The organism is Billgrantia endophytica (genome assembly GCF_002879615.1).
GTDB classification, from domain to species: Bacteria; Pseudomonadota; Gammaproteobacteria; order Pseudomonadales; family Halomonadaceae; genus Halomonas; species Halomonas endophytica.
In genome coordinates this window covers 171,411-197,133 of sequence record NZ_PNRF01000007.1, presented here as the reverse complement: position 1 = coordinate 197,133, position 25,723 = coordinate 171,411, and the positions used below count along the sequence as shown (strand labels likewise).

Genomic DNA, 25,723 nt, shown 5'->3' with positions numbered 1-25,723 from the left:
CGATGAACCGTTCCCTGACAGGTCTGGCCACTCTTGCCGTCGGTTCCTTGCTGTCCCTTGCTACCACTGCCTCTGCCCAGGCGAACGGTCCCGTGGTGGTATCCTCGAAGATCGATACGGAAGGTTCCGTATTGGGGCAACTGATCATTCAGCGTCTGGAGCAAGGCGGTATCGAGACCGAGGACCGGCTCCAACTGGGTGGAACCAGTATCGTTCGTGGTGCCCTGCGGGCGGGCGAGATCGACCTGTATCCCGAGTATACCGGTAACGGTGCTTTCTTCTTCGACATGGCGGACAGCGACGTGTGGAAGGATGCCGAGCAGGCCTACGCCACGGTGCGGGAGAGGGACGCGGAGGACGGGCTCGTCTGGCTGGCGCCGGCGGATGCCAACAATACCTGGGCCATGAGCGTGCGTGGTGATCTGGCGCGTGAACACGGCCTGGCAACGCTGGAGGATCTGGCGACCTACCTGGCCGATGGCGGGGTCTTCAAGTTTGCCGCCAGCGCTGAGTTCGTCGAGTCCGACCAGGCATTGCCGGCCTTCCAGGAGGCATACGGTTTCGAGCTGTCGTCCGATCAGCTTCTGGTGCTCTCGGGGGGCAATACGGCGGCCACGATGCGTGCCGCCGCCCAGCAGACCAGCGGGGTCAATGGGGCCATGACCTATGGTACCGATGGCGGCCTTGGCGCCCTGGACCTGTTGGTACTGGAAGATACCCTTGGCGTGCAGCCGGTCTATCAGCCGGCACCTGTCGTTCGTGAAACCGTGCTCGAGGCGCATCCCGAGATCGAGGTGCTGCTCGAGCCGGTCTTCCAGGCGCTGGATCTCGAGACCCTGCAACGGCTGAATGGTCAGGTTGCGGTGGATGGGCTGGACCCTCGTCAAGTGGCGGAGGATTTTCTCGCCGAACTGCCGGAATAGCATGTGACGATCATTCCACGAAGGTCGAATCGGGTACTGTTGTGTCTGATGCTGGCCGGGGTGTTGTCCTGGCTGATGCTGGACGCCGTCAGCATGGCGCCCAACCGTATCGTGCCAGGCACGCCCCATCGTGCCCACGAGGTGATGGGTTGGTGGCTTTCCTTGCTTTCCCTTCTGCCCATGCTGGCCATCGCGGCACTCGCCTGGCGCCCGGATACCGGGCGCTTGCGCGTGGCCCTGGGGTTGCTGGTGCTGCTGTTGGCCGCGATGCCACTCTGGCTGGCCGCGGCCGTGTCGGCCTTGGCCGACCCGTCGATGCCGCAGGCTCGGCTGGGCATTGGTCCGGCACTGTGGGTGCTGTTGTTTCTCTGGCTGCTGGGCGTCATCGAGCTGCGCACCCGGCTGGGTCTGTCGCGCCCGATGGGCTGGCTACTGCTGGTGCCGGTTCTTCTCGGCTGGTGGCTGGCGCTGTCGCGGTGGCTCGAACCCCTGGCGCTGTATCGTGAGTATCAGGGGCGTAGCGATCAGTTCATCTCCGCTGTCGGCCATCACCTGGCCCTGGTGGGTGCCGCAGTGGGTGCGAGCCTGGTGGTCGGGGTGAGCCTGGCACTTGCCATGCGCCGGTTCCCCGGCCTTCGCCGGGCCGGCTTCGGTGTACTCAATTTTATCCAGACGATACCCAGCCTGGCCCTGTTCGGCCTGCTGTTGGCGCCATTGGCCTGGCTCGCGGGTCGTTTCGATTGGCTCGCCTCGCTCGGGGTCAGCGGGATCGGCTGGGCGCCGGCCTGGCTGGCATTGGTCGGCTACAGCCTCCTGCCGATGGTTCGCAATACCTACGTGGCGCTGGAAGAAGTCGACCCGGCGGTAATCGAATCCGCCAGAGGCATGGGCATGAGCCGCCGACAGGCCTTTCTCCAGGTACGGCTGCCACTGGCACTACCCGTGATGCTGGAGGGGGTTCGCATCACCACCGTCCAGGCGATCGGGCTCACGGCGGTGGCTGCGCTGATCGGTGCCGGTGGACTGGGCACCTTTATCTTCCAGGGCCTGGGACAGGCGGCCATGGACCTCGTACTGCTTGGTGCCCTGCCGATCATCGCATTGGCCCTGGTGGCGGATGCACTGCTCGGTGCGTTGACCGAGCGACTACGCCATGGAGGGGCCTCATGATCGAACTCTTCGATGTCACCAAACGATTCGGCAGCGAAACGGCGGTCGACGGCATCTCGCTTCGTGTGGAAAAGGGAGAGTTCTGCGCACTGGTCGGTACGTCCGGCTGTGGCAAGTCCACCACGCTGCGCATGATCAACCGCCTGATCGAACACAGCGAAGGTGAAATCCATCTGGAAGGTCAGCCTGTCAGGTCGTTCAACGAGGAATCGTTGCGACGGCGTATCGGCTACGCCATCCAGAATACCGGGCTGTTCCCGCACTGGACGGTGGCCCGCAACATCGGGCTGGTGCCTCGTCTGTTGAAATGGCCGAAGGCACGCATTCTCGATCGGGTCGAGGAACTCATGGGACTGCTGGGCCTGCCGGTCGAGGAGTTTTCCCGCAAGTATCCCCATCAGCTGTCGGGAGGCCAGGCCCAGCGCGTCGGGGTGGCAAGGGCCCTGGCCGCCGATCCCGATATCCTGTTGATGGATGAACCCTTCGGTGCACTGGACCCCATCACTCGCGAGACGCTGCAGGGCGAGCTGCGCGATCTCCAGGCGCGGCTGCACAAGACCATCGTCTTCGTGACCCATGACATGGATGAGGCGTTGGCACTGGCCGATCGCCTGGTGGTCATGCACCAGGGCCGCATCGTCCAGCAGGGGCGTCCCATCGACCTGCTGCGCAACCCGGTCGATGATTTCGTGGAATCCCTGCTGGGCGGCATGGACCGTGGTCTCAAGGAAGCCGCCCTGACACGGGTCAGCGAACGGATGATGTCCTTTGGGCCACGCCTTCTGGCCAGTGAGCGTGTGTCGTATGACGCCTCGCTGAGCCAGGCTCTCTCGGTGATGCTCTGGCACCGTGTCGACAGGTTGACCGTCGTCGATGACGAGGACATACCGATTGGCGAACTTTCGTTACGACGCCTGCTGGGAGCCAGGTCCTCATGAGCGGTGCCAGCCACACCTCTACGCTGCATCGTTACCTGGCGGGCGGCTGGGCGCTATTCCTGACGCGCTGGTCAGTACCGCTGATCTGGCTGATCCTGCTGCTGTTGCTGACCTTCGGCATGAGCCACATGGAGGGCGTCTTCCGGCTCGTGGAGCCCGATACGCGTGAGGTGATCTATCGCCGTACGAGCTTCGCAGCGCTGTTGGGACAGCATTTGCTGGTGGTAGGGGTCGCGTCACTGTTGGCGATTCTTCTGGGGGTTGGTGCCGCGATCGCGGTGACACGCCCGGCGGGTCGGGATTTCCAGCCGATGGTGGCCCAATTGGCCTCCATCGGCCAGACCTTCCCTCCCGTGGCGGTCCTGGCCCTGGCGGTGCCGGCGCTGGGGTTCGGCACCCTGCCCATCATCGTGGCCCTTCTGCTTTACGGTCTGCTGCCCATCGTGCGCAACACCCTGGCCGGTCTTTCGGGAATCGACGCGGGGGTGCGTGAGGCAGCCCGGGGCATGGGCATGACGGGAGGACAGATCCTGCGCCAGGTGGAACTGCCGCTGGCGGCCCCAGTGATCCTGGCAGGAATCAGGACCTCCGTCACCATCAATATCGCGACGGCGGCCATTGGCGCCACCGTGGGTGCCAGCAACCTGGGGGATCCGATCATTTCGGGCATCGTCAACGGCAATACGGCCTACATCGTCCAGGGGGCGGTGCTGATCGGCCTGCTGGCCATCACCATCGACAGCCTGTTCGATCGGCTCCAGCGACACCGGCCGCTGTCCACCTGACGGATCTGTCGTGCCTGAATGGGTCAGGCAGAGTTTTCATCAACCAATATGCCTTGCAGCTAGCAAAAAGGATGCGTTTTACGGCATCTTACGTTAATGTCAACCAGGCCAGCGTTGGCGGTACGCTGGAGACAACCTCTGGCAGCCGACTACATTAGAGTCAACACTGCCCCCACAAGGGGCGGTTTTCCTCCTGCCACTACCAAGGACCAGGATGATGACAACAACTCATGACATCCATTCGCCAACCTTCATGACCGGCGATGAATTCCATATCCCCACCTTTCGGCTCCTGCAGCAGGACGGCACCCTGGTGGAGGGTGCCGACACGCCCGGGCTCGACAAGGAAAAGGCGCTGCGTATCTATCGCGCCATGATCTTCACCCGGGTGCTCGACGAGCGCATGATGGCGGCCCAGCGCCAGGGCCGGCTCAGTTTCTATATGCAGTGTACGGGCGAGGAGGCGGCGGTGATCGGGGCAACGGCCGCTCTGGACGACGCCGACATGATCATGGCCCAGTATCGTGAACAGGGCGCCCTGGCCTATCGCGGCTTCAGCTATGACGAGTTCATGAACCAGCTGTTCGGCAATGAACTCGACTACGGCAAGGGGCGCCAGATGCCGGTCCACTATGGGTCGCGCAAGCTCCACTACATGACCATCTCTTCACCCCTGGCGACCCAGATCCCCCAGGCGGCGGGCTATGCCTATGGACAGAAGATGGCGGGGGAAGGGCACTGCACCATCACCTTCTTCGGTGAAGGCGCGGCGTCCGAGGGCGACTTTCACGCGGCACTCAACATGGCGTCGGTGCACAAGGTCCCGGTGATCTTCTTCTGCCGCAACAACGGCTATGCGATCTCGACTCCGGCCAATGAGCAGTTTGCCGCCGATGGTATCGCGCCGCGCGCCTTCGGTTATCGGATGCATGTCATCCGGGTCGACGGCAACGACATCCTGGCGGTCTACTGGGCGACCCAGGAGGCCCGCGCCATTGCGGTTGAGATGAACCAGCCGGTCCTGATCGAGGCGATGACCTATCGTCTCGCTGCCCACTCCTCGTCGGACGACCCTTCCGGGTACCGCTCCCGCAAGGAAGAAGAGGCATGGCGCGAGAAGGATCCCATCCTGCGCATGCAGCGCTGGCTGCTCGATCGGGAATGGTGGAGCGAGGGCGAGGAAAAGGCCCTTCAGGAGAGCCTGCGCCGAGAGGTGCTGGAGACCATGAAGCGCGCCGAGAAGCGACCGCCACCACCCCTGGAAACGCTGGTGACCGATGTCTACGCCGATGTGACCCCGGCGCTGCAGCGTCAGCTCGACGCGCTCAAGACCCACATCCGCAAGTATCCGGATGCCTATCCGAAGGGGGCCCGCTCACTCGACCCGGATGTCAGCGTATCGACCGATGCCGCCAAGGCCGGCGACGACCAGGGAGAAGCCTGAAATGCCCAAGATGAACATGCTGCAGGCGATCAACAACGCACTGGATATCGCCATGGCCGAGGACGACAAGGTCCTGTGCTTTGGCGAGGATGTGGGCGTCTTCGGCGGGGTCTTCCGCGCCACCAGCAACCTGCAGGAAAAATACGGGAGAGCGCGCTGCTTCAATACGCCGCTAGTGGAACAGGGCATCATCGGCTTTGCCAATGGCCTGGCGGCCCAGGGTTCGGTGCCGGTGGCCGAGATCCAGTTTGCCGACTACATCTTTCCGGCATTCGACCAGATCGTGAACGAGACGGCCAAATTCCGTTATCGCTCCGGTGACCTGTTCAATGTCGGCGGGCTGACGATCCGCACGCCCTATGGCGGCGGGATCTCCGGCGGGCTTTATCATTCCCAATCGCCGGAAGCCTATTTCGCGCATACGCCGGGCCTGAAGGTGGTCGTGCCGCGTAACCCCTACCAGGCGAAGGGACTGCTGCTGGCCGCCATCCGCGACCCGGACCCCGTGATTTTCTTTGAGCCCAAACGGCTCTATCGTGCCTCCACCGGAGAGGTTCCGGAGGACGATTACCAGCTGCCAATCGGTGAGGCGGAAGTCATCAAGGAGGGGACGGATATCACCGTGCTGGGCTGGGGCGCCCAGATGGAGCTGATCGAAAAGGCGGTCGAGTTGGCCGAGAGGGAGGGTGTTTCCTGCGAAGTCATCGATCTGCGCTCGATTCTGCCCTGGGACGAGGATTCCGTTGCCGAGTCGGTGCTCAAGACGGGCCGCCTGGTCATCAGCCATGAGGCGCCGCGAACCGGTGGTTTTGCCAGCGAGATTGCGGCCACCATCCAGGAGCGCTGCTTCCTGTACCTGGAATCGCCCATCGAGCGTGTGACCGGCATGGATACTCCCTTTCCGCTGACGCTGGAAAAGGAGTACATGTCGGACCACCTCAAGATATTCGAGGCCATCCGGACCTGCGTGAATTTCTGACGATCGATATCAGGACAGGAGATGCAAGATGAGTGACTTCATGCTGCCCGATATCGGTGAAGGTATCGTGGAATGTGAAATCGTCGAATGGCGCGTTGCCGAAGGAGACGCCATCGAAGAGGACCAGCCCGTTGTCGAGGTCATGACCGACAAGGCGCTGGTCGAGATCACCGCGCCGGAGGCGGGGCGAGTGACGAAGCTGTACGTCCCGAAAGGCGAGATTGCCAAGGTCCATTCTCCGCTGTTCGCCTACGAGGGTGACGGTGAGAGCGAGCCCGCCCCGGCCGTCACCGAGGAGTCGGTCATGGCCGAGCCTGCACCGGCTCCCAGTGCCACGCCTCCCGGTTCGCCATCCGCCACGACACCCGTTGCCGCCACCGACTTCATCCTGCCCGATATTGGCGAGGGCATCGTCGAGTGCGAAGTGGTGGAGTGGCGTGTCGCCGAAGGGGATCGCATAGAGGAAGACCAGCCTCTGGTCGATGTCATGACCGACAAGGCCCTGGTGGAGATCACCGCACCCGAAGCCGGGCGGGTGAGCCGTCTCCATGTGGCCAAGGGTGAAATAGCCAAGGTGCACGCTCCCTTGTATGCCTATGAGCCTGCCCATGTGGAAGAGAGCCCGAGCAAGGCGGCTCGCCCAGCCCCGGGGAGTCCGGCCGCACCTTCCCAGGACGAATCCCGGGGCGAGAACGTGGCATCGACCGGGCGTGGCCCCTACGGTCGTATTCCGGCCAGCCCCGCGGTGCGCCGCCTGGTGCGTGAGCACGGGCTGGCGCTCGAGGCGATATCCGGCTCCGGCAAGGATGGCCGAGTACTGAAGGAAGACGTGCTCGGCTTCCTCGAAGCGGGTGCCGAACAGGTCCCGGCTTCAAGTCGGGCGCCCGGCGAGCCCGAGCGGCCAGTCACCCGGGCGAGACCTGTCGAAGGCGATGTCATCGTCGAGCCGATACGCGGCGTCCGTGCCGTGATGGCGAGGCGCATGGTGGAAGCCGCCAGCACGATTCCCCACTTCCAGTATGGGGAAGAGATCGATGTCACCGATCTGCTTTCGCTGCGTGAGCGGCTCAAGCCCCGGGCCGAAGCCCAGGGAGCCCGGCTCACCCTGATGCCGTTCTTCATGAAGGCCATGGCGCTGGCGGTGCGGGAGTTTCCGATCCTCAATGCCCGGCTCAATGAGGAGGTATCGGAAATCCATTACCTGCCGTCGTGCAACGTGGGCATGGCGGTGGACAGCCGTGCGGGCCTCCTGGTACCCAACGTCAAGCATGTCGAGCGCCGCACCCTGCTGGACGTGGCGCGCGAGGTCGAGCGGCTGACCACGGCGGCCCGCGAGGGGCGGGTGGAGCAGGCTGACCTGAAGGGAGGCACCATCAGTATTTCCAATATCGGTGCGCTCGGCGGAACCTATGCGGCCCCGATCATCAACGCCCCGGAACTGGCCATCGTCGCCATCGGCAAGACCCAGTGGCTACCTCGCTTCGATGACAGGGGCGAGGTAACGCGGCGAGCGATCATGACCATCACCTGGGCAGGGGATCATCGGGTCATCGATGGGGGCACCATTGCACGCTTCTGCAACGCCTGGAAGGGGTACCTGGAAAAACCGGAGACCATGCTCCTTCACCTGGGCTGATTCACTGCTGCGCTATTGAAGAGGTGAGGTATGTCCCAGGCGCCGCTGCAGCAATTCTATATTCCGGAAGAGCAGTCGATCTATCTGCTCAGCCACGACGATGCCCGCAAGCTCAAGGAGTGGGTGGCGTTGTGTCAGGCCCAGCTCTCTCAGCTGGGATACCGGAATATCGAGCTAATCGGCAAGGGAGCCTACGGTTTCGTCTTCGCCGGGATCACCGCCCGGGACGAGGAGTATGTCTTCAAGTTCACCCGGGTCAACCTGCCCCTGCACCTGCAGGACCGCCTCGAAGAGGAGGCCTTCATGCTGGAGCAGGTCGACCATCCGCGGGTGCCGAAGCTGATCGCCTACCAGCGCGTTCGCAATCAGTCGATTCTGGTGATGGAGCGAGCGCCCGGACTCAATCTCGAGGTGGTGTCGCTGCGGGAAGGGCGGCTGTCGCCACGGCTGGTCGTGCATATTGCCGGCCAGTTGGCGGATATCCTGCGTTCCCTGCGCAGAGAGGCAGGCCCTGCGGGGCGGCCCATGGTCCATGGAGACATCAAGCCATCGAACCTGGTCTTCGATGCCCGGGGCGAGTCCATTGCGCTGATCGACTGGGGCTCGTCGGTTTTTGCCCAGCTCGATGCCAGCCAGCAGTTCCTGGCGGCCAATGTCATGGAACTGATGTCGGACAATCTCCAGCAGACCAATGCCCGACTGGGAGACGTCTATTTCATCGGCGAGGAACAGCTCAATGGCGCGCTCTCATCACCTCGTTTCGATGAGCAGGGTGCCGCCGGTACCCTCTATGCCCTGGCCTCGGCGCAATCCTGCCGCTTCGGTCATCGCGCCATTCCCGCGACGTCCCTGGGGCTACCCATGGAATTCGCCCGCATGCTCGATGGCATGCTGGATTCCGATCCGCGAGTGCGGCTGCGCGCCGGCGACCACTTCATACGCGAGATGCCAAGGTTGGCACGGCTGGTGATGATCGATCTGCCAGAGCCGCCCGAGGCAGCGCTCGTGCCTACCTGGGTGCGGCCTTCCGATAGAGACATCGACACCGTGGTCTACAGCTCACGCAAGGCGTTTCTTCGGGAAGAGGGCGTCAGGGAGACGCTGAATGATGTCAATGATGTGCAGCTCGATCGCTATTACAAGAATTTCATGCAGGGCATGGGGGAAACGGAGAAAGCGTTCCTGGCGGCGGTCAGCCGGTTGGGCAAGTATCCCGTGGTGGGTGGTTTGGCAGTGCGCTGGGAGGCGGAAGGCGTCTATATCGATACCTCGCTCAACCTGCACGACCCCGAGCTGAAACCGGCCTTCGTCGCTGCCGTCAACAATATGGTGAACCTGGCCCGGGCCATCTATCGACAAGGTATCTTCAAGAGCTGCCTGTTCAATGCCCGGGACACCCTGCACCTGGACCGCGAAGGACCCGATTCCCCCTTCGTCATCGAGCCGGGTATGGCCTTGCGTTATGAAGTCAGCGCCATGCCCGAGCTGGAAGACCGTAGCAGGCTGCACAGCTACTTCGAGGACGGACCCGACCCCGAGGAATTCCTGGTGCTGCCGGAGGCCATCATCACTTCCCTCGAGGCACTGAACGAGATTCACCATACCGGCATGATCATCTTCGAGTCATTGCCGCAACACCTGAAGATCCACAGCTATTATCGCTTGCTCGATCCCTCCCGGGAGGAGGAATTCCATCAGCGGCTCGATGATATCCTGTCGGCCGTCGACCTGATCGAGGGGCTGGGCGTTTCCGGTTTCATGAAGATGCCGTACAAGGACACGCGCTTCTTCGCCCATGTGGAGCGCCAGCCCGAGCGGTACTATCCCCGTAACCCACGGGAAGCCTCATGAACGCGACAAGACCCGAGCGTGCGCGTCAACCCGGGGCCCCGGGCGGGCGCTGGGGGAAGGCCCGCTAGCGCGACATGCTCTGGGGCAGGTACAGCGCTATCTCCGGGAAGAGATGCAGCAGGGCAATGGAGAGCAGCATCAGCAGGAAGAAGGGCAGCGTGGCCTTGGTGATGGTCAGGATGTCCTTGCCGGTCAAGCCCTGGATAACGAACAGGTTGAAGCCCACCGGTGGCGTGATTTGCGACATTTCCACCACGACCACGAGATAGATCCCGAACCAGATCAGGTCGAACCCGGCTGCGCTGACCAGGGGCATGATGATCGAGGTGACCAGCAGGATCAGGGAAATCCCATCCAGGAAGCAGCCCATCACCAATAACAGCAGGGTCAAGGCCACCAGTAGCATGGTGGGGGAGAGTCCCATTTCGCCAATTGCGCGAGCGAGTTGCATGGGAACCTGGGTGAAGCCCATGGCCGACGTCAGGAAAGAGGCCCCGGCAATGATGAACGCGATCATGCAGGCGGTGCGAATGGCAGCGAACAGCGATGCCTTGAAAGTGGCCATACCGAAGCTGCCATTCCAGCGGGCAATGATCATCGACAACACGACACCCGCGGCGGCCGCTTCGGTTGGTGACGCCAGGCCACCGTAGATCGTTGCGATGATGCTGCCAATCAGCAGCAGGATCGGAAGCAGTTCCAGGGTGTTACGCAGCTTCTCTGCCAGTGGCATGGATGACTCGTCCTGGCCGGTGAGCCCCTGACGGTCTCCCTTGAGCAGCGACCACAGGATCAGGTAGCCCATGAAAAGGGCCAGGATCATCAGGCCCGGGCCAATGCCGGCCATGAACAGTCGTGAAATGGACTGCTCCGTCACGACGCCGTAGACGATCAGCACGATGGAGGGAGGAATCAGCAGCCCCAGCGTAGAGGCGCTGGCCAGGGTGCCGATTGCCATGTTGCTGTCGTAGCCGCGACGCTCCAGTTCCGGCAGGGTCATCTTGCCCACCGTGGCGCAGGTGGCCGCCGACGAGCCGCAGACGGCCGCAAACATGCCGCTCCCGATGATGTTGGTATGCAATAGCCGCCCCGGCATGCGGTTCAGCCATGGCGAGAGCCCACGGAACATGTTATCGGCAAGGCCGGAGCGAAACAGGATTTCCCCCATCCAGATGAACATCGGCAGGGCGGTAAGATCCCAGCCATAGCTGGCGCCCCAGAAATCCGAGGCCAGGATCGGGCCTGGAGCAAACGGACTGAAGAGAGCCAGCGCCACCCAGGCGGTACCGATCAGCGCGAAAGCGATCCATACACCGCTGCCTAACAGTAGCGCCAGCGTGAAGACGGTAGCCAGACTCAATGTCAGCACGAGAGTATCTCCGAAAGAGAATAGGGGGCTCAGCGAGTCTCGCTGTCGTCGATGGCTGTCGCTTCGCGGAAGCTCGAGGGGTCGCGGGCGGCAATTCGCAAGGCAATGACGAGTGCTTCGAGCAACGCCAGGCAGAGCAGGCCCACCCCGGTCGCCAGGACGGTTTGTGGAATCCACAGCGGGATCGACAGGAAGCCGGATGAGACGTCTCGGTACTGCAGGCTCTCCCGGACCAGTTCGATCAGCCCATAGCCGAGCAGCAGGCTGATGACCAGTGCGACCAGCAGCCCAAAGACCTCGAACCACACGCGAATGGCGGAGGGCAGCCGGGAAATCACCAGTGTCACGCGAATGTGGGCGTGATGGACGAAGGTATAGGCAAGTCCGAGGAACGTGGCTCCTACCAGCAGGTAGGAGGCGAGTTCCGATACCCCGGTAATACCGAGCCCGAGGCGGCGCAGGCCAACCAGCACCAGGGCGGCATCCACCAGCCTGAAAGTGACCTGAAGGGCAATCAGGGCACAGATGACGACCATGCAGGCGGCCGCCCCCCAGGCCCCGAGGCGGTAGAGCTTATCGAATTTGAACGTCATGGCTTGGCCTCGCGACGAGCGGTGTCATGCTTCACTCGTCGCGTTGGTTGCGATATTCCTCGAGCACCTGCTTGGCGGCGTCATCGGCGCGTTCTTCCCAATCACCGAACAGCCTGTCACCAGCGGCCTGCAGGGCCGTTGCCACCTCGTCATTCGGGGGGGCAACGGTGATGCCGTTCTCCTGCAGCGCCTGCGTACTGGCTTCGTTGTCGTCGCGGCTCATCTGCCAGCCACGCTCCTCGGCACGGGCCGCGGCCTCGAGAACAGCCTCCTGGGTCGCTTCGTCGAGGCGGTCGAAGGCACGCTGGTTGATGAAGACGATATTCTTGGGCAGCCACAGGTTGGCGTCGGTGTAATGGGAGACATAGTCCCAGGCGGTCATCGAATTACCGGTCGAGGTGGATGTGATCATGGCATCCACTCGCCCGGTGCTGAAGGCAGTGGGAATGTCGGACTCTTCGGTTTCGGTAGGATTGCCGCCCAGGTAATTCACGAAGCGCTGGGTATTGATGTTGGGCGCGCGAACCCGAAGACCCTCGAACTGCTCTTCGGTGTTCAGCTCGAAGTCGGTATAGATGCCCTGTGAGGGCCAGGCCACCGCATAAAGCGGCATGAGACCCTCGACGGCGAATATCTCAGTGATGAGGGGCTTGGTGGTTTCCCAAAGGGCGAAGGCGTCATCGTAGCTGCCCGCCACCCCTGGGAGGGTGTCGACTTCGAAGATCGGGTCGTCATTGGACAGAATCGACAGGAAGACCTCCCCCGCCTCGATGGTACCACGCCGTACCGACGGTTTGATTTCGCCGTGGGCGACAAGGGAGCCGCCGCTGTGTACGTTGATGGTCAACTCACCATCGGTGGCTTCGGCCACGTCTTCGGCAAATTGCTTCGTGTTCTTGGTATGGAAGCTGGCATCGCCGTAGGGGGTGGCCATGGTCCATTGCGCGGCCTGGGCGCTCGCGGCGAAGCTGAAGGCGGCCGCCAACAGTACGGGAGTGGTTATCGTCTTGTGCATGGTAAAGACCTCTTGTTCATGTTGATGGTCGTGTTGTTGCCCGGGCGTACCGCCACCCTGTCGCACTCCTGCAGAGGCAGGCGCTGTCGTCAGTGTTTCTTGAACAGCTGGCTTTCTCTATCCTTGAATGCCTTGAACTCCAGGGCGTTCCCCGAGGGATCGTAGAAGAACATCGTCGCCTGCTCCCCTGGCTCGCCCTTGAAGCGAACATAGGGCTCTATCTCGAAGCGGACCCCATGATCACGAAGCTTGCTGGCGAGGGCTTCCCAGGCTTGCATTTCCAGCACCACGCCAAAATGTGGTACCGGGACGCCGTGACCGTCGACAGGGTTGGTATGGCTGGAGACGGGGTTGTCCTTGAGTGCTGGGTTGAGATGGCAGACGAACTGGTGGCCGAAAAAGTCGAAATCGACCCAGCTTTCCGAGGAGCGGCCTTCGGGGCAGCCGAGAAAGTCTCCGTAGAACGATCGCGCTTCATCGATGTCGCGGACCTGTACGGCAAGGTGAAAAGGGTCGGAAACGGACATGGAACCTCCTGGTTTCTTGTCGTAGTGCTCGGGCAGGGCCTCTTTGAATTGATAATCCTCCCAGGGGGCTCTCGTCAACTATTTTTCCAAATGATATCAGTTCGATAGGGGAGCACCTCCATTCTCTAGCGGAAAAAACGACTGGTACTCGCATGATGCTCTTCATATAGTTGGGGCAAGTAGAGGGATAGATATTCACTAAACCTGATAAAAGGAATCACCATGGCCATGCCTCTGCTCAACTGCGATATGGGTGAAAGCTTCGGCAACTGGCCCCTGGGCATGGATGACGACGTGATGCCCTATGTGGATTGCGCCAACATTGCCTGCGGCTTTCATGCTTCCGATCCTCATGTCATGCGCCGTACCGTGGCGCTGGCGGCCCGGCATGATGTCAGGATCGGTGCCCATCCGGCCTACCCCGATCTGATGGGTTTCGGCCGCCGCTCGCTGGGCTGCACTCCTGCCGAGGTAGAGGACCTGGTTCTCTATCAGGTGGGCGCCCTGGCGGGTATCTGCCAGGCAGAAGGCACCATCATCCAGTACGTCAAACCTCATGGTGCGCTCTACAACGATATGGCGCGCGATCCCGAGCTTCTAAAGGGTGTCATGCGGGCGGTACGCGCCTATGATGCCGGCCTACCGCTGATGGTGATGGCGACGGCGGACCCTGGGCCGTTCCGGGCGCTGGCCGCCGAAATAGGCCTCCCGATCTGGTTCGAAACCTTTGCCGATCGTGCCTATGATCCGCAGGGGCAGCTTGTTTCCCGGCGCCTGCCGAATGCCGTTCACCATGACGAAGCAACCATCGTGGCCCAGGCCGTGACCCTGGCCAGGGGCGAGGCCGTGACGGCCAGCGACGGTTCCGCCTTGCATTTGCCTTGCGATACCCTGTGCGTGCACGGGGACAATCCCGAATCGGTCGCGTCGGTTCGCGCCATCCGTGAGGCCTTCCGCTCCCTGGAATCGGCGTGAGGGCCGTCATCGAAACGACTGCCATGGACGTGCTGATGGTTCGGCTCTTCGATACCATCGCCGAGTCCAACATGGCATGGATCATGGCGGCGGATCAGGCATTGCGTCAGACGTTTGGCGAAATGCTGATCGACCTGGTTCCTTCCTATACCACGCTGATGGTGCATTACGACTGCCTCCGGCTGGAGCATGGCGAGGCCCATGGGCGAATTCGACAGGCGCTGGAGCATCTGCGGCCCGCCGACACGCAGGCAGGAGAGCGCCATGAGATTCCGGTCTGGTATGACGAGAGCGTCGGCCCCGAGCTCCATCGCGTGGCCGAACGCGCAGGCATCGGTATCGATGAGCTGATTCGTCGCCATTGCGATCATGACTACTGCGTCTTCGCGCTGGGATTCGCTCCGGGTTACGGTTTCATGGGGCTCGTTGACGAGGAATTGGCGACTCCTCGGCTGGAGACTCCCCGGCGCAGGGTGGCAGCGGGCAGTGTCGGCATTGCCGATCGGCAGACGGCTGTCTACCCCCTGGTTTCGCCCGGTGGCTGGAACATCCTGGGACGCACCGCCGTGCCGCTCTTCGAGTCTGCTCGCCGCGGCAATCCGCTGTTCGTGCCCGGTGACCGGGTCCGTTTCACGTCGGTCCCGCGGGCCGAGTTCGAGGCGCAGGGCGGTGATACCACGCCGCTGGAGGAGCGCCAGTGACGTCATCGCTCCCTGCGGGAATGAAGGTGGTGCAGGCCGGGCCGCTGGCACTGGTCGAGGACGGCGGTCGTCTGGGAGTGCGCCATCTGGGTGTCACCCAGGGTGGCGCTGCGGACTGGGTCTCCTTCTACTGGAGCAATTGGCTGCTGGGCAACCCGCTGAACAGTACGGCCCTGGAGGTCGTGGTAGGCGGTGGGCTGGTGCTGGAGGCCGAGTGTGCCGCACGGTTGGCCCTGACAGGTGCCGACCTTGACGCCACTCTCGATGATGAGCCGCTCTTGCCCGGTGCCAGTTTCGCGGTGCGGCCTGGCCAGCGGCTGACCTTCCGCCAGCCGCGAGAGGGCCTGCGTGCCTACCTGGCCTTTCCCGGTGGACTGGAGGCGCCGCAGGTTCTGGGAAGCGCCAGCACGACGCCACGTGAACGGCTCGGTGGACTCCATGAGGATGGCCGTCCATTGACGGTGGGCGACCGCCTGACCTGGCGCGGTGCTCCGGCCGTGGAGCGGCATTTGCCTCCCGGTTCGACAGTGTGGCTGCCCGGGTCCGACTGTCGTCTGGAACTCGTGGCCGGTGCACAGATCGGCGTCTTTACCGGAGCGAGCCTCTATGCGGCCTTCAATGCCCGTTGGCGGGTCGACGATCGTGCCGACCGGATGGGTGTCAGGCTGCTTGGCCCAGGCCTGGCCTCTCATGCAAGCAGCATGATCTCGGAAGGAATACCGCTCGGGGCGGTTCAGGTGCCGCCGGATGGCCAACCCATCGTTCTTCTCAATGATCGTCAGACCATCGGTGGCTATCCACGCCTTGGGGCCCTGACCCCGTTGGCGGCAGCCAGACTGGCGCAATGCCTGCCGGGACAGGAAGTGCGGCTGGTGGCGACGTCACGCGCCAGGGCGCTGGCCGAGCATCGACGCGTCCTGGGGCGCTTCAGGTAGGGCCCGAAGCGCGCGTCGTTCAGGCGCCGAGCCCGCTCTCGCGCAACAGCTGATCGAGACTTGGCTTCACGCCTTGTGCCGGTCGCCTGCCGGCACCTTCCATCAGCAGCTGTGCCTCGAAATCGGCCAGTCCGACATCGACGCAGCGCTCGATAAGCTCGGATTTGCCCATGCCGGTCTGCTGGCAGAGGTACTCGAGGCGGGAATCGATATCACGTGAAAAACGCAGCAGATGTGGCATGTCGTTGTCTCCTTGGGGCGCTTCCTGGAGCGAACCGGAGTGGAAGCCTGGTATAGCAAGATAAAACGCTTGTTTAAGCATGTCATCTGCCGAGTGTACGCAGCGCTGGTGACACTTTGATGATAGCTCGCCGGCAGGCCCCGCGCGATAGATGCAGAGCGATGCTCACGTTCATGCCCGCTGGGTTTTCAGGCCAACCCCCGACGCTGCATGACCTCGGTAATGATCGGTACGGGTGTCATGAGGTGCTCGCGCATCATGTCTGCGGCACGGGGCGCGTCGCGAGCCAGGATGACGTCTACCAGTGCGGCATGTTCCTGTCGCTTGCGCTCCAGAGCCGCTTCCGAAAAAACGGTTTCACGCAGCCATAGATGGCGATAACGCTCGACCTGATCGAACAGGCTGTCGCGTACCTTCAGCAAATGGGGGGAGCGGCAGCCGCTGGCGATGGCGGTATGAAACGCCTTGTGTCGAGTGTCCCAGACATCCAGTAGCTCGTCGGGTGTATTGACCTCCATGACCTTGGCCAGGGTATGTGCCTTGGCCAGAATGTTGGCTTCCCAGGTATCGTCGCCCCTCTCGATGGCGAGCTTGAGCATCAGGCCTTCGAGCTGGGCTCTTGCATCGTAGAGATCGGCCAGTTCGGCGAGCGACATGGGGGCAACACGATAACCACGCTGGCTGATGGCCACGACGAGGTGTTCGGCTACCAGCTGCGACAGGGCCTCACGCAGCGGGCCGATACCAAGGTCATAGCGTTCCTTGAGGCGACTCATGAGCAGCTTTTCCCCGGGCTTGAATACGCCGCGGGTGATGTCGTGCTTCAACCAGCTGTAGGCGCTGATACCCAGGTTCTGGCGCGGTGTGCTATCCATTGTCGGTATTCCTTGTCTTTACCGACCATGATAACGAATTGATCTCGTTGACGGTAACCAAAGGGCATTATGGCCAAGTATCCACGCTTTTCCGTCACGTGAATGTGTCAGGCCGCTCAGCGAGCGTGCGCGAGCTGCTCCACGGTCCAGTCGACCAGCTCGCGTGAGAGTTGATCCGCTGCCGTGCCGAAGGCATCGACGACGGCCGGAATCGTCGTATCGTCGGCACTGCGGCGATGGGTGAAACGCCGGCTCGCCACCAACTGCTGAGAGCTTGCGTCAACCAGCCGGGCATCCAGGCGGATGACCACCTCCGGGTGGCCGTTCCGGTATTCGCTCTGGAAGGCGCGCAGGTCGCTGGTCAACTCCAGGTCGGCTGACAGCGGTGTGTCCGCATGCACGAGGCGCGATACCCGGCCATCTTCCTGGAACGCATCGATCAGGCGATCACGCAGCAGTACCGGAGAGGCGTCCGACCACCGCACACCCTGATAGACTTGTGGCTGGTTCGGCGCCGGGACAACCACGATTCGTGAGCCATCCAGCAGTCCGCCCGCCCTGGGGGTGGCCAACCGGAGCGTTCTTTCCAGGGAACCTGTTTCACCGGACGATGCCGTGGGAAGGGGAGTGGAAGGAAGCGAGTAAAGGCTCATGGGGTCACGCTCGGGCACCAGGGCGCAGGCAGTGAGCAATCCCAGGGAGGCCACGGTCAACAGCCGTGTGAAACGGGCCAGGGCGGTCATGGCGAGAACTCCTCGATACTGTCGCGACCCAGCAGGAAATCGGCCGGGTTGTCCTCCAGCCGGCGAATGATGCGATTGAGGCTGGATAGTGTGTGTCGCAATTCGACGGCGGCGGGACCCAGGCCCTGTATCCCCTGGAAGCCACTCTCCAGGGCGCCCTCATTATCGTGGAGGATCGACTCCAGGCGCCGGGTGGTTCGTGACAGGCTTTCCGTGGCCTGGCGCGCTCCGATCATGATTTGCTGTCCATGGCCATCGAGCATGGTGCCCGCCTGACGCGTCACGGCTCCCAGCTCGATCATGGCAGCGGAGGCGTCCTGCGAGAGGGCTTCCAACTGATCCATGAGCCTGCTGGGTCCTTCGCCCAACTGGGCCAGGCTGGCGGTGGTCTGCTCCAGGTTGGCCAGAATATGTCCGACGCTTTCGATGTTTTCTTCGGAGAGCAGTGTTTCCAGTCGCGCCAGCATGCTGTTGACGTTACCGAGGATCTCTTCGCCGTCTCCGAGCAGCGCACTGATCGGTGAAGGATCGGCGACGATTCGGGGAGGCGCTTCGCCATCGGTAACCAGGAGCGGGCTGTCCGGGGTTCCTCCATGTAGCTGGACCGACATGCTCCCGGTGATATTGGCCAATGCCAGGCGAGCGCGGGTATCGCGCCTGATCGGTACGTGGCTCTGTACCCGGATGCGTGCCAGGACGTTGCGCGGGTCGGCGGGATCCAGTCGCAAGTCGGTGACTTCCCCGACCCGAACGCCGCTGTACTCGACGGCATTTCCTTCACTCAGTCCGCTGACGCTGCGCTCGAAATACACCTCGTAATGGGCGTATTCCCGATCGGCCGTGCTTTGCCCCAGCCACAGGGCAAAGAGCAGCCCTCCCAGGATCGCCAGTACGGTGAACAGACCGATCACTACGTGGTGGGCTCGAGTCTCCATTACCGGGTCTCCGTTCTCTGTGCGGCATGACTGGCCGCCCGGCCCCTTGGGCCGTGAAAGTAATCCTGAACCCATGCATCATCGGTGGCTTCCACCGCCGGCAAGGCATCCGCGACCAGAACGTGTTTCCGGGAGATCACGGCGACACGGTCGCACACCGTGTACAGCGTATCCAGATCATGCGTGACCAGAAAGACGCTGAAGCCCAGGGCATCGCGGAGTGTCACGAGGAGTCGGTCGAAGGCAGCCGCGCCGATCGGGTCGAGGCCGGCGGTAGGCTCGTCGAGGAACAGCACTTCCGGATCCAGTGCCAGCGCTCGAGCCAGGGCGGCTCGTTTCACCATGCCGCCGGAGAGTTCATCGGGATTGAGCAGGGCCGACTCGGGGGGGAGCCCCGCCAGGGCAAGCTTGACCCGGGCGAGACGCTCCGCATCGGCACGCGAGAGACCCGCATGTTCGATCAGCGGCAGGGCGACGTTCTCCTGCAGGGTCAGCGAAGAGAACAGGGCGCCACGCTGGAACAGCACGCCGAAGCGACGCTCCACCCGGGCGCGGCGGGTGGGCGGCAGGCGCTGAAGGTCCTCCCCGAAGACACGGATGGCCCCGCCGTCCGGACGCTTGAGACCCACGATGCTGCGCAAGAGAACCGACTTGCCGGTGCCCGAGCCACCCACCACGCCGAGGATCTCGCCGCGGCGAATGTCCAGATCCAGCCCCTCATGCACCACATATTGGCCGAAGCGGTTGACCAGGCCGCGTATCTCGATGATGGCATCGGTTGCCTGGTTCACCATCCCATCTCCATGAAGAACAGGGCGGCCAGCGCGTCGAGCAGGATCACCATGAAGATCGACTGTACCACGCTCGATGTGGTGTGCTCTCCCACCGACTGCGCGCTGGCGCTGGCCTTGAAGCCCTCCAGGCAACCGATGACGGCAATGACGAAGGCGAAGAGCGGTGCCTTGCCCAGGCCCACCAGGAAATGGCGCAGCGGGATATCGCGCTGCAGGATGGTGAGGAACTGTGTGGTGGAAATATCCAACGCCATGGCGCTGACCATTGCACCACCCAGCATGCCGCTGAACATGCCGACAAGGGTCAGGATCGGCAGGCTGACCATCATCGCCATCACGCGGGGCAACACCAGTAGTTCCATGGGGCTGAGCCCCTGGGCACGCAGGGCATCGAGCTCCTCGTTGGCCTTCATCGAGCCGATCTGGGCGGTGAAGGCGCTGGCGGTTCGGCCGGCCAACAGGATGGCGGCCAGCAGTACGCCGAACTCGCGCAGGAACGAGTAGGCGACCAGGTTGACGGTATAGATGGTGGCGCCGAAGTCTTGCAGCACCGTGGCGCCCAGGAAGGCCACCACGGCACCGACCAGGAACGTCAGCAGGGCGACGATGGGAATGGCGTTGAGTCCGATCTGCTGGATATGGGCGACCAGGGCGGTGACACGCCAACGCCATGGCTTCAGCAACACCGCTGCCAGACTGCTCAGGGTAAGCCCGATGAAGCCGAGCAGTTGGACCTGTTGTCTCCAGAGGCCTTCAATGCTTCGTCCGACCTCCCCCAAGGCAATCAGGACGGGGGGGCTGACTCGGGGGTGGGGGGGCGAGGAGTGTTGCATGGCGCTTGCCACGGTAACCAGCAGCGCATGGCGTTCAGCAGGCTGATCGGGCGCCCAACTCGCCACGTCGAGCATATGCTCCGGCCCCATCAGCTCGGCCAGCAACACGGCGCCGGAGGTGTCCAGCTCGCCCAGGCCACTCAGATCCAGGCTATGGATGTCATGCTTCTGACCTACGACCTTACGAAGCCGGGCGTGATGCGGCAATGTCCAATCACCTGTGGCGCGAAGCCTGCCGGCATCCCGTTCGAGCTTGCCGGGGCGTGAAGCGGTCTCTGGCATCGCGTGTCGCCTGTCTTTCCTTGAAGGTGGCTGCAATGGCGTGTGAGATATCACTATACCCTTATGCAGCAGGGCATGACAGCTCATACCCTGCCAGTACCGCAGCCATCAGGTGACACCAAATTTCCAGTGCGGGCGATGTCAGCCTCTGGCATCACCCGCCATGCTGCAGTTCGCCGAGGATCTGTTTCGCCATGTCCTTTAGTCGTGGCCCCAGGTTCTCGACCATTATCCGATGGCTCAAGCGGTGGGAGGCGCCGCCGCAGTTGATGGCCATCACTTCGGCTCCATCCTCGAGGATGAGTGGCGTGGCGACCGCGCTGATCTGCGATTGCCAGTCCCCCTCGGAGAGGCAGAACCCGTAGCGCTCGTACTCGTCCTGGCTGCGTCGTATGCCGGCCTCGAGCGCCGGCCACTCCCCGCCGTGTGCCTCGGCGAGTTCGGCCAGCATGGCCTCACGGCGATCCGCGGGGAGGCCGCACAGCCAGGCGCGCCCAATCGCCGTCGTCGCCATTGGCAGCCGGGAGCCCACGTCAAGGCGCATGATCAATGGGCCATTACCGTGGCAGCTTTCGATGTAGACCATCGAGGTCTTGTCGGCGGCGCCGAGGCTGACATTGCAGTCGGTGGATTCGGCCAGCTGCTGCATGAAGGGGCGGGCGATCTCGCGGATGCCCTGGCTGGCCAGGAAGCGATATCCCAGCGCCAGGATGCCCGGCCCGAGGCGGTACTTCTCCAGGCGGGTGTTGTGCTTCAGGTAGCCGAGTTGGGTCAGCGTATAGGTGAGGCGGGAGACCGTGGGCCGCGGAATACCGGTGCGGCTGGAGAGCTCGGCGTTGCCGAGGTACTCCTCGCCGGCTCCGAAGGCGCGCAGCAGCTCTAGCCCACGGGCCAAAGCGGTGACGAAATTGCGGTCCTTGGCCGGTGGTGCCTGTTCATCATCCAGAGGGGCTGACTCGTTCATTGGTGTTCCCTGTGGCGAGATCGTTTCGCGGAGTATCGCATATCGCACGCGGTGGCAGGCCCGGGGCGAACGCTGTGACCGACTCAGCCGTCGAGGCGCTCGATGACGCAGGCGATGCCCTGGCCCACGCCGATGCACATGGTCACCAGGGCATAACGCCCGTGCGCGGACTCCAGCTGGCGCAGGGCGGTCAGCGCCAGCCGGGCCCCGGAGGCCCCGAGAGGATGGCCGATGGCGATGGCGCCGCCGTTGGGGTTGAGGCGGCTGTCGTCGGGGTCGAGACCGAGTTGCTTGACGCATCCCAGCACCTGGGCGGCGAATGCCTCGTTGATCTCGATCACGTCCATCTGCTCGAGCGTGAGCCCGGCGCGTTCGAGCGCCTTCCGACATGCCGGTACCGGCCCCAGCCCCATCACTCGAGGCGGTACCCCGGCCACGGCGTTGGCGACGATGCGTGCCCGCGGGGCGATGCCGGCGCGCTCGCCGGCCGCCCGGTTGCCGACGATCAGCGCGGCCGCACCATCATTGATGCCCGAGGCGTTACCGGCGGTCACCACGCCATCCTCGAACAGCGGGCCGAGCCGGGCGAGCGTGTCGACGTCGGTACCCGGGCGTGGATGCTCGTCCCTGTCCAGCGTCAGTGGCGGCTGCTTGCGGCCCTGGGGCACCTCGACGGAGAGCAGTTCGCCGTCATAGAAACCTCGAGCCAGAGCGTCGGCATAGCGTGCCTGGGAGCGAGCGGCAAAGGCGTCGCTGGCATCGCGGCCGATAGCGAGCTCCCGGGCCACGTTGTCGGCGGTTTCCGGCATGCTGTGGCTGCCGTGTTCCCTCGTAATCCAGGGGTTGGGGAAGCGGGCGCCGATCACCGTGTCGAACAGCGGCTGGCTGCGTGCGAAGGGTGATTCCGCCTTGCCAAGCACGTAGGGCGCGCGCGACATCGACTCGACGCCGCCGGCCAGGAACAGTTCCCCTTCGCCCAGGCGCGTGGCACGGGCAGCGTCGGCGACCGCGGCGAGCCCGCTACCGCATAGGCGGTTGACCGTTTGTCCGGCCACTTCGACTGGCAAGCCGGCCAGGAGCCCGGCGTGACGGGCGACGTTTCGAGAATCCTCGCCGGCCTGGTTGGTGCAGCCCGCCAGCACTTCCTCATAGGTTTCCGGGGCGAAACGATTGCGCTCGACCAATGCCTTGAGCACGTGGCCCAGCAGGTCGTCGGGGCGTACGGCGGCCAGGCCACCGCCGTGGCGGCCGAAGGGGGTGCGCAGCCCGTCATAGAGGTAGGCGTCGTGCATGGGAATCTTCTCCGGTCGGGGCTCAAGGGGTGGTCAGTGGCAGGCCGAGGGTGGCACGGCGACGCAGCCATGGACTGGCCCGGTAGCGTGGGTCGCCGGTAGCGGCCAGCATGTTGTCGAGGATGGTCAGGATGCGACGGCTGCCGTAGTGGTCGCCCATGGCCAGTGGCCCCCTGGGATAGCCCAGGCCCAGCTCGACGGCACGGTCGATGGTTTCGGGGGCGGCCACCCCCTGCTGGGCGATTTCGCTGCCTACGTTGACGATGCAGGCCACCACGCGCTGCAGCACGAAACCGTTGCTGTCGCTGAAGGCGCTGACCGGCGTGCCGTCATGGCCGAACAGTGCCATGGCGGCGTTGCGCATCGAGTCGCGAGTGACCGGTGTGGTCATCAGGCTGCGGCGCCGCTCGAGCCCGGCCAGCAGGTCGACGGCCACGCTGCGCTCTGGCGGAAGGCTCAGGCGCAGTGCACAGGCGGTAGCATCCTCGCCCAGCGGTGAGATCAGGCAAAGCGCCTCGGTGGAAGGCGTGGCACCGTCTTCCAGCGGCCAGCCGGCGGCCTCGACGAGTCGTGACAGGGTTTGCCTCGCGTCGTCGTCCTCGGCACCGATCCACACCGGGCAGGGCTGCGCGCGGGGCAGGGGCGGCTCGTCCACGACCTGGGGCTTGCCATCCACATAGCGGTAGAAGCCCGCACCGCTCTTGCGACCGAGCAGGCCGGCGGTCAGCCGTTGGCGGGTCAGCGGCGAGGGGCGAAAGCGCGGCTCCTCGTAGTACTGGTGGTAGATCGATTCCATCACCGCGTGGGACACGTCGAGCCCGGTCAGGTCGAGCAGCGAGAAGGGCCCCATGCGAAACCCGCCCTGGTCGACCAGGATGCGGTCCACGGTGACGTGGTCGGTGACGCTCTCGCCGAGAATCCTCAGCGCCTCGGTACCGAAGGCGCGGCCGGCATGGTTGACCAGGAATCCCGGCGTGTCGGTGGTGCGGGCGGTGAAGTGACCCATGGCCTGGCCCAGCGCCTCCACCCGTTCGGTGACCTCGTCGGTAGTGCGCAGACCCGGTATCACCTCGACGATTTTCATCAGCGGCACCGGGTTGAAGAAGTGAAATCCGATCACCCGTTCGGGACGGCGGCAGGCCGAGGCAATGGCGGTGACCGACAATGACGATGTGTTGGTGGCCAGTACCGCCTGCTCGCCGAGGATCTCCTCGAGTTGGGTGAACAGGGACTGCTTGGCCTCGAGCGTCTCGATGATGGCCTCGACGACGATATCGCACGTCGCCAGATCGTCGAGGCTCGCGGCCTCCTTCAGGCTGGCCCGATAGCGTTCGGCATCCGTCTCGCTCAGGCGTTGCTTCTGGACCCCACGTGACCACAGGGCGGCAATGAAGTCCTGCGCCTCGGCAACGGCGCCATCACGGACGTCGTGCAGGTAGACGGTCAGCCCGGCCTGGGCGGCGATCTGAGCGATTCCGCGGCCCATGGCGCCGGTGCCCACGATGCCCAGCGTGCGGAAGGGGGCAGGAAAAGATTGGGTGGGAGAGGTGTCGGTCGACATGGCGGGATGTCCTCGTTTTGGTGTTTTGGTTTCGCAAAGCGAAACTACATTCCGTTTATTGACTGCCATCCTAGGCTATGCAACAGTGCCTGACAACAATGCGGGCGCTTATTCTGCCATGCGAAATTCTCAAATGACGCCCGCCATTTCAAGGGATAGCCCATACCAGCGAGGACACCCCATGATCCGCGATCCTGAACTTCTCGATCAACTCGTCGACACCATCTCCCGCTTCGTGCGCGAGCGCCTGATCCCCAGCGAGGCGCGCCTGGCCGAAGAGGATACCGTACCGGTGGAACTGCTGCAGGAGATGAAGGAGATGGGCCTGTTCGGCCTGTCGATCCCCGAGGAGTACGGCGGCCTCGGGCTGACCATGGAAGAGGAAGTGCTGGTGGCGTTGGAGATCGGCAGGACCTCGCCCGCCTTCCGCTCGGTCTTCGGCACCAATAACGGCATCGGTGCCCAGGGCATCCTCATCGATGGTACCCCGGAGCAGAAGACGAGGTACGTGCCGCGCCTGGCCACCGGCGAACTGCTCAGCGCCTTCTGCCTCACCGAGCCCGACTCAGGCTCCGATGCGGCCAGCCTGCGAACCACGGCGGTGCGCGATGGCGACCACTACGTGCTCAACGGCACCAAGCGTTTCATCACCAACGGGCCCGAGGCCGACCTGTTCACCGTCATGGCGCGCACCGATCCGAGCAACAAGGGTGCCGGCGGTATTACGGCGTTCATCGTCGAGGGGGGCACCCCCGGGCTCAAGCGTGGCCCGGCGGACAACAAGATGGGCCAGAAGGGGGCGCATACCTGCGACATCATCTTCGAGGACTGCCGGGTGCCCGCCGAGAGCATCATCGGAGGCAAGGAGGGGCAGGGCTTCAAGACCGCAATGAAGGTGCTCGACCGCGGGCGCCTGCACATCTCCGCCGTCTGTGTCGGCGTGGCCGAGCGCCTGGTGGAGGAGTCGCTTCACTACGCCATCGAGCGCAAACAGTTCGGGGTTCCGCTGGCCGATCATCAGCTGATCCAGGCGATGCTCGCCGACAGCAAGACCGAGGCCTATGCCGGCCGTACCATGGTGCTCGACGCCGCCCGCCGCAAGGATGCCGGGGAGAACGTCTCGACCCTGGCTTCGTGCTGCAAGCTGTTCTGTGCCGAGATGGTGGGGCGCGTCGCCGACCGCGCGGTGCAGATACATGGCGGTGCCGGCTACATGGCCGAATACGCCGTGGAGCGGTTCTATCGCGACGTTCGTCTGTTCCGTATCTATGAAGGTACGACGCAGATCCAGCAGGTGGTGATCGCCCGCAACATGGTGCGGGAGGTGTCCTGATGGCCTTGTCGGTGACGCGGAAGGCGCAG

Annotated in this window: 25 protein-coding genes; 12 read left to right on the top strand and 13 right to left on the bottom strand. The window is 63.6% G+C overall.

The annotated features are described in order from the left end of the window. Positions 1-2: 2 nt before the first annotated feature. From osmF to C1H69_RS02835, 8 genes are all read left to right on the top strand, one after another. Positions 3-923 (top strand): glycine betaine ABC transporter substrate-binding protein OsmF, encoded by a 921-nt coding sequence (osmF, locus tag C1H69_RS02870; RefSeq protein WP_102651900.1) that lies wholly within the window; start codon positions 3-5, stop codon positions 921-923. A 48-nt stretch (positions 924-971) separates the two neighbouring features. Continuing rightward, the gene (locus C1H69_RS02865; RefSeq protein WP_102651899.1) at positions 972-2,093 is read left to right on the top strand and encodes an ABC transporter permease; all 1,122 of its coding nucleotides are present in this window, start codon (positions 972-974) and stop codon (positions 2,091-2,093) included. Beyond that, on the top strand, positions 2,090-3,031 hold the full coding sequence (locus C1H69_RS02860; RefSeq protein ID WP_102651898.1) for an ABC transporter ATP-binding protein: 942 nt from the start codon (positions 2,090-2,092) through the stop codon (positions 3,029-3,031). Before C1H69_RS02865 ends, C1H69_RS02860 begins: the two co-directional genes overlap by 4 nt. Continuing rightward, positions 3,028-3,816: an ABC transporter permease gene (locus C1H69_RS02855; protein ID WP_102651897.1), complete on the top strand. Its 789-nt coding sequence runs from the start codon at positions 3,028-3,030 to the stop codon at positions 3,814-3,816. Before C1H69_RS02860 ends, C1H69_RS02855 begins: the two co-directional genes overlap by 4 nt. 217 nt (positions 3,817-4,033) lie before the next feature. Beyond that, positions 4,034-5,260, top strand: coding sequence for a thiamine pyrophosphate-dependent dehydrogenase E1 component subunit alpha (locus tag C1H69_RS02850; RefSeq protein WP_102651896.1), 1,227 nt, complete (start codon positions 4,034-4,036; stop codon positions 5,258-5,260). Between the two features lies 1 nt (position 5,261). Then, positions 5,262-6,239, top strand: a complete 978-nt coding sequence (locus C1H69_RS02845; RefSeq protein ID WP_102651895.1) for an alpha-ketoacid dehydrogenase subunit beta — start codon at positions 5,262-5,264, stop codon at positions 6,237-6,239. Between the two features lie 28 nt (positions 6,240-6,267). Further along, positions 6,268-7,875 carry a dihydrolipoyllysine-residue acetyltransferase gene (locus tag C1H69_RS02840; protein WP_102651894.1) on the top strand — a complete coding sequence of 536 codons (1,608 nt, stop codon included), beginning with the start codon at positions 6,268-6,270 and terminating at the stop codon, positions 7,873-7,875. A 30-nt stretch (positions 7,876-7,905) separates the two neighbouring features. Continuing rightward, positions 7,906-9,726, top strand: coding sequence for a protein kinase domain-containing protein (locus C1H69_RS02835; RefSeq protein ID WP_102651893.1), 1,821 nt, complete (start codon positions 7,906-7,908; stop codon positions 9,724-9,726). A 64-nt stretch (positions 9,727-9,790) separates the two neighbouring features. On the opposite strand, the gene C1H69_RS02830 is transcribed toward C1H69_RS02835, so the two are convergent. The 4 genes from C1H69_RS02830 to C1H69_RS02815 form a co-directional block, all read right to left on the bottom strand. Continuing rightward, on the bottom strand, positions 9,791-11,095 hold the full coding sequence (locus tag C1H69_RS02830; RefSeq protein ID WP_102651892.1) for a TRAP transporter large permease: 1,305 nt from the start codon (positions 11,093-11,095) through the stop codon (positions 9,791-9,793). 29 nt (positions 11,096-11,124) lie between these two features. Beyond that, positions 11,125-11,688, bottom strand: a complete 564-nt coding sequence (locus C1H69_RS02825; RefSeq protein WP_102651891.1) for a TRAP transporter small permease — start codon at positions 11,686-11,688, stop codon at positions 11,125-11,127. Between the two features lie 31 nt (positions 11,689-11,719). Next, positions 11,720-12,703 carry a TRAP transporter substrate-binding protein gene (locus C1H69_RS02820; RefSeq protein WP_102651890.1) on the bottom strand — a complete coding sequence of 328 codons (984 nt, stop codon included), beginning with the start codon at positions 12,701-12,703 and terminating at the stop codon, positions 11,720-11,722. Between the two features lie 89 nt (positions 12,704-12,792). Further along, positions 12,793-13,230 carry a VOC family protein gene (locus tag C1H69_RS02815; protein WP_102651889.1) on the bottom strand — a complete coding sequence of 146 codons (438 nt, stop codon included), beginning with the start codon at positions 13,228-13,230 and terminating at the stop codon, positions 12,793-12,795. A 222-nt stretch (positions 13,231-13,452) separates the two neighbouring features. Here C1H69_RS02815 and C1H69_RS02810 point away from each other — a divergent pair, with 222 nt between their 5' ends. Genes C1H69_RS02810 through C1H69_RS02800 form a run of 3 tightly spaced genes read left to right on the top strand, consistent with a single transcriptional unit; the run spans position 13,453 to position 15,841 of the window. Continuing rightward, the gene (locus tag C1H69_RS02810; protein WP_102651888.1) at positions 13,453-14,205 is read left to right on the top strand and encodes a 5-oxoprolinase subunit PxpA; all 753 of its coding nucleotides are present in this window, start codon (positions 13,453-13,455) and stop codon (positions 14,203-14,205) included. 23 nt (positions 14,206-14,228) lie between these two features. Next, positions 14,229-14,906, top strand: a complete 678-nt coding sequence (locus tag C1H69_RS02805; RefSeq protein ID WP_422666876.1) for a 5-oxoprolinase subunit B family protein — start codon at positions 14,229-14,231, stop codon at positions 14,904-14,906. Positions 14,907-14,926: 20 nt separating this feature from the next. After that, positions 14,927-15,841 carry a 5-oxoprolinase subunit C family protein gene (locus C1H69_RS02800; protein ID WP_102651886.1) on the top strand — a complete coding sequence of 305 codons (915 nt, stop codon included), beginning with the start codon at positions 14,927-14,929 and terminating at the stop codon, positions 15,839-15,841. A gap of 19 nt (positions 15,842-15,860) precedes the next feature. On the opposite strand, the gene C1H69_RS02795 is transcribed toward C1H69_RS02800, so the two are convergent. The 9 genes from C1H69_RS02795 to C1H69_RS02755 form a co-directional block, all read right to left on the bottom strand. Continuing rightward, positions 15,861-16,082 carry a hypothetical protein gene (locus C1H69_RS02795; RefSeq protein WP_102651885.1) on the bottom strand — a complete coding sequence of 74 codons (222 nt, stop codon included), beginning with the start codon at positions 16,080-16,082 and terminating at the stop codon, positions 15,861-15,863. A gap of 188 nt (positions 16,083-16,270) precedes the next feature. After that, complete coding sequence (gene csiR / locus C1H69_RS02790; RefSeq protein ID WP_102651884.1) at positions 16,271-16,957, bottom strand: DNA-binding transcriptional regulator CsiR; 687 nt, start codon at positions 16,955-16,957, stop codon at positions 16,271-16,273. A 116-nt stretch (positions 16,958-17,073) separates the two neighbouring features. Next, a complete protein-coding gene (locus C1H69_RS02785) occupies positions 17,074-17,700 on the bottom strand; it encodes an ABC-type transport auxiliary lipoprotein family protein (protein ID WP_102651883.1) in 627 nt (208 codons plus the stop codon). Further along, positions 17,697-18,635 carry an MlaD family protein gene (locus C1H69_RS02780; protein WP_102651882.1) on the bottom strand — a complete coding sequence of 313 codons (939 nt, stop codon included), beginning with the start codon at positions 18,633-18,635 and terminating at the stop codon, positions 17,697-17,699. Before C1H69_RS02780 ends, C1H69_RS02785 begins: the two co-directional genes overlap by 4 nt. Further along, on the bottom strand, positions 18,635-19,429 hold the full coding sequence (locus C1H69_RS02775) for an ABC transporter ATP-binding protein (RefSeq protein ID WP_102651881.1): 795 nt from the start codon (positions 19,427-19,429) through the stop codon (positions 18,635-18,637). The genes C1H69_RS02780 and C1H69_RS02775 overlap by 1 nt, the downstream gene beginning before the upstream one ends. Beyond that, positions 19,423-20,544, bottom strand: a complete 1,122-nt coding sequence (locus C1H69_RS02770) for an MlaE family ABC transporter permease (RefSeq protein WP_102651880.1) — start codon at positions 20,542-20,544, stop codon at positions 19,423-19,425. The genes C1H69_RS02775 and C1H69_RS02770 overlap by 7 nt, the downstream gene beginning before the upstream one ends. A 154-nt stretch (positions 20,545-20,698) precedes the next feature. Further along, positions 20,699-21,508 carry an IclR family transcriptional regulator gene (locus C1H69_RS02765; RefSeq protein WP_102651879.1) on the bottom strand — a complete coding sequence of 270 codons (810 nt, stop codon included), beginning with the start codon at positions 21,506-21,508 and terminating at the stop codon, positions 20,699-20,701. An 83-nt stretch (positions 21,509-21,591) separates the two neighbouring features. Then, entirely contained in the window at positions 21,592-22,800 is a 1,209-nt protein-coding gene (locus C1H69_RS02760; RefSeq protein ID WP_102651878.1) for a 3-oxoadipyl-CoA thiolase, read from the bottom strand. A 22-nt stretch (positions 22,801-22,822) separates the two neighbouring features. Beyond that, positions 22,823-24,361, bottom strand: a complete 1,539-nt coding sequence (locus C1H69_RS02755; protein WP_102651877.1) for a 3-hydroxyacyl-CoA dehydrogenase — start codon at positions 24,359-24,361, stop codon at positions 22,823-22,825. 181 nt (positions 24,362-24,542) lie between these two features. Between C1H69_RS02755 and C1H69_RS02750 the strand changes: the two genes are divergently transcribed. Then, positions 24,543-25,694 carry an acyl-CoA dehydrogenase family protein gene (locus C1H69_RS02750; protein ID WP_102651876.1) on the top strand — a complete coding sequence of 384 codons (1,152 nt, stop codon included), beginning with the start codon at positions 24,543-24,545 and terminating at the stop codon, positions 25,692-25,694. Positions 25,695-25,723: the final 29 nt, after the last annotated feature.

Bases quoted from the DNA above. Each gene is read 5' to 3' on its own strand.
- C1H69_RS02750 (WP_102651876.1), top strand. From the start codon at position 24,543: ATGATCCGCGATCCTGAACTTCTCGATCAACTCGTCGACACCATCTCC.
- osmF (WP_102651900.1), top strand. From the start codon at position 3: ATGAACCGTTCCCTGACAGGTCTGGCCACTCTTGCCGTCGGTTCCTTG.
- C1H69_RS02800 (WP_102651886.1), top strand. From the start codon at position 14,927: ATGAAGGTGGTGCAGGCCGGGCCGCTGGCACTGGTCGAGGACGGCGGT.
- C1H69_RS02845 (WP_102651895.1), top strand. From the start codon at position 5,262: ATGCCCAAGATGAACATGCTGCAGGCGATCAACAACGCACTGGATATC.
- C1H69_RS02755 (WP_102651877.1), bottom strand. From the start codon at position 24,361: ATGTCGACCGACACCTCTCCCACCCAATCTTTTCCTGCCCCCTTCCGC.
- C1H69_RS02860 (WP_102651898.1), top strand. From the start codon at position 2,090: ATGATCGAACTCTTCGATGTCACCAAACGATTCGGCAGCGAAACGGCG.
- C1H69_RS02795 (WP_102651885.1), bottom strand. From the start codon at position 16,082: ATGCCACATCTGCTGCGTTTTTCACGTGATATCGATTCCCGCCTCGAG.
- C1H69_RS02810 (WP_102651888.1), top strand. From the start codon at position 13,453: ATGGCCATGCCTCTGCTCAACTGCGATATGGGTGAAAGCTTCGGCAAC.
- C1H69_RS02820 (WP_102651890.1), bottom strand. From the start codon at position 12,703: ATGCACAAGACGATAACCACTCCCGTACTGTTGGCGGCCGCCTTCAGC.
- C1H69_RS02815 (WP_102651889.1), bottom strand. From the start codon at position 13,230: ATGTCCGTTTCCGACCCTTTTCACCTTGCCGTACAGGTCCGCGACATC.
- C1H69_RS02835 (WP_102651893.1), top strand. From the start codon at position 7,906: ATGTCCCAGGCGCCGCTGCAGCAATTCTATATTCCGGAAGAGCAGTCG.
- C1H69_RS02825 (WP_102651891.1), bottom strand. From the start codon at position 11,688: ATGACGTTCAAATTCGATAAGCTCTACCGCCTCGGGGCCTGGGGGGCG.
- csiR (WP_102651884.1), bottom strand. From the start codon at position 16,957: ATGGATAGCACACCGCGCCAGAACCTGGGTATCAGCGCCTACAGCTGG.
- C1H69_RS02840 (WP_102651894.1), top strand. From the start codon at position 6,268: ATGAGTGACTTCATGCTGCCCGATATCGGTGAAGGTATCGTGGAATGT.
- C1H69_RS02775 (WP_102651881.1), bottom strand. From the start codon at position 19,429: ATGGTGAACCAGGCAACCGATGCCATCATCGAGATACGCGGCCTGGTC.
- C1H69_RS02770 (WP_102651880.1), bottom strand. From the start codon at position 20,544: ATGCCAGAGACCGCTTCACGCCCCGGCAAGCTCGAACGGGATGCCGGC.
- C1H69_RS02760 (WP_102651878.1), bottom strand. From the start codon at position 22,800: ATGCACGACGCCTACCTCTATGACGGGCTGCGCACCCCCTTCGGCCGC.
- C1H69_RS02850 (WP_102651896.1), top strand. From the start codon at position 4,034: ATGACAACAACTCATGACATCCATTCGCCAACCTTCATGACCGGCGAT.
- C1H69_RS02765 (WP_102651879.1), bottom strand. From the start codon at position 21,508: ATGAACGAGTCAGCCCCTCTGGATGATGAACAGGCACCACCGGCCAAG.
- C1H69_RS02785 (WP_102651883.1), bottom strand. From the start codon at position 17,700: ATGACCGCCCTGGCCCGTTTCACACGGCTGTTGACCGTGGCCTCCCTG.
- C1H69_RS02865 (WP_102651899.1), top strand. From the start codon at position 972: ATGCTGGCCGGGGTGTTGTCCTGGCTGATGCTGGACGCCGTCAGCATG.
- C1H69_RS02855 (WP_102651897.1), top strand. From the start codon at position 3,028: ATGAGCGGTGCCAGCCACACCTCTACGCTGCATCGTTACCTGGCGGGC.
- C1H69_RS02780 (WP_102651882.1), bottom strand. From the start codon at position 18,635: ATGGAGACTCGAGCCCACCACGTAGTGATCGGTCTGTTCACCGTACTG.
- C1H69_RS02805 (WP_422666876.1), top strand. From the start codon at position 14,229: ATGGACGTGCTGATGGTTCGGCTCTTCGATACCATCGCCGAGTCCAAC.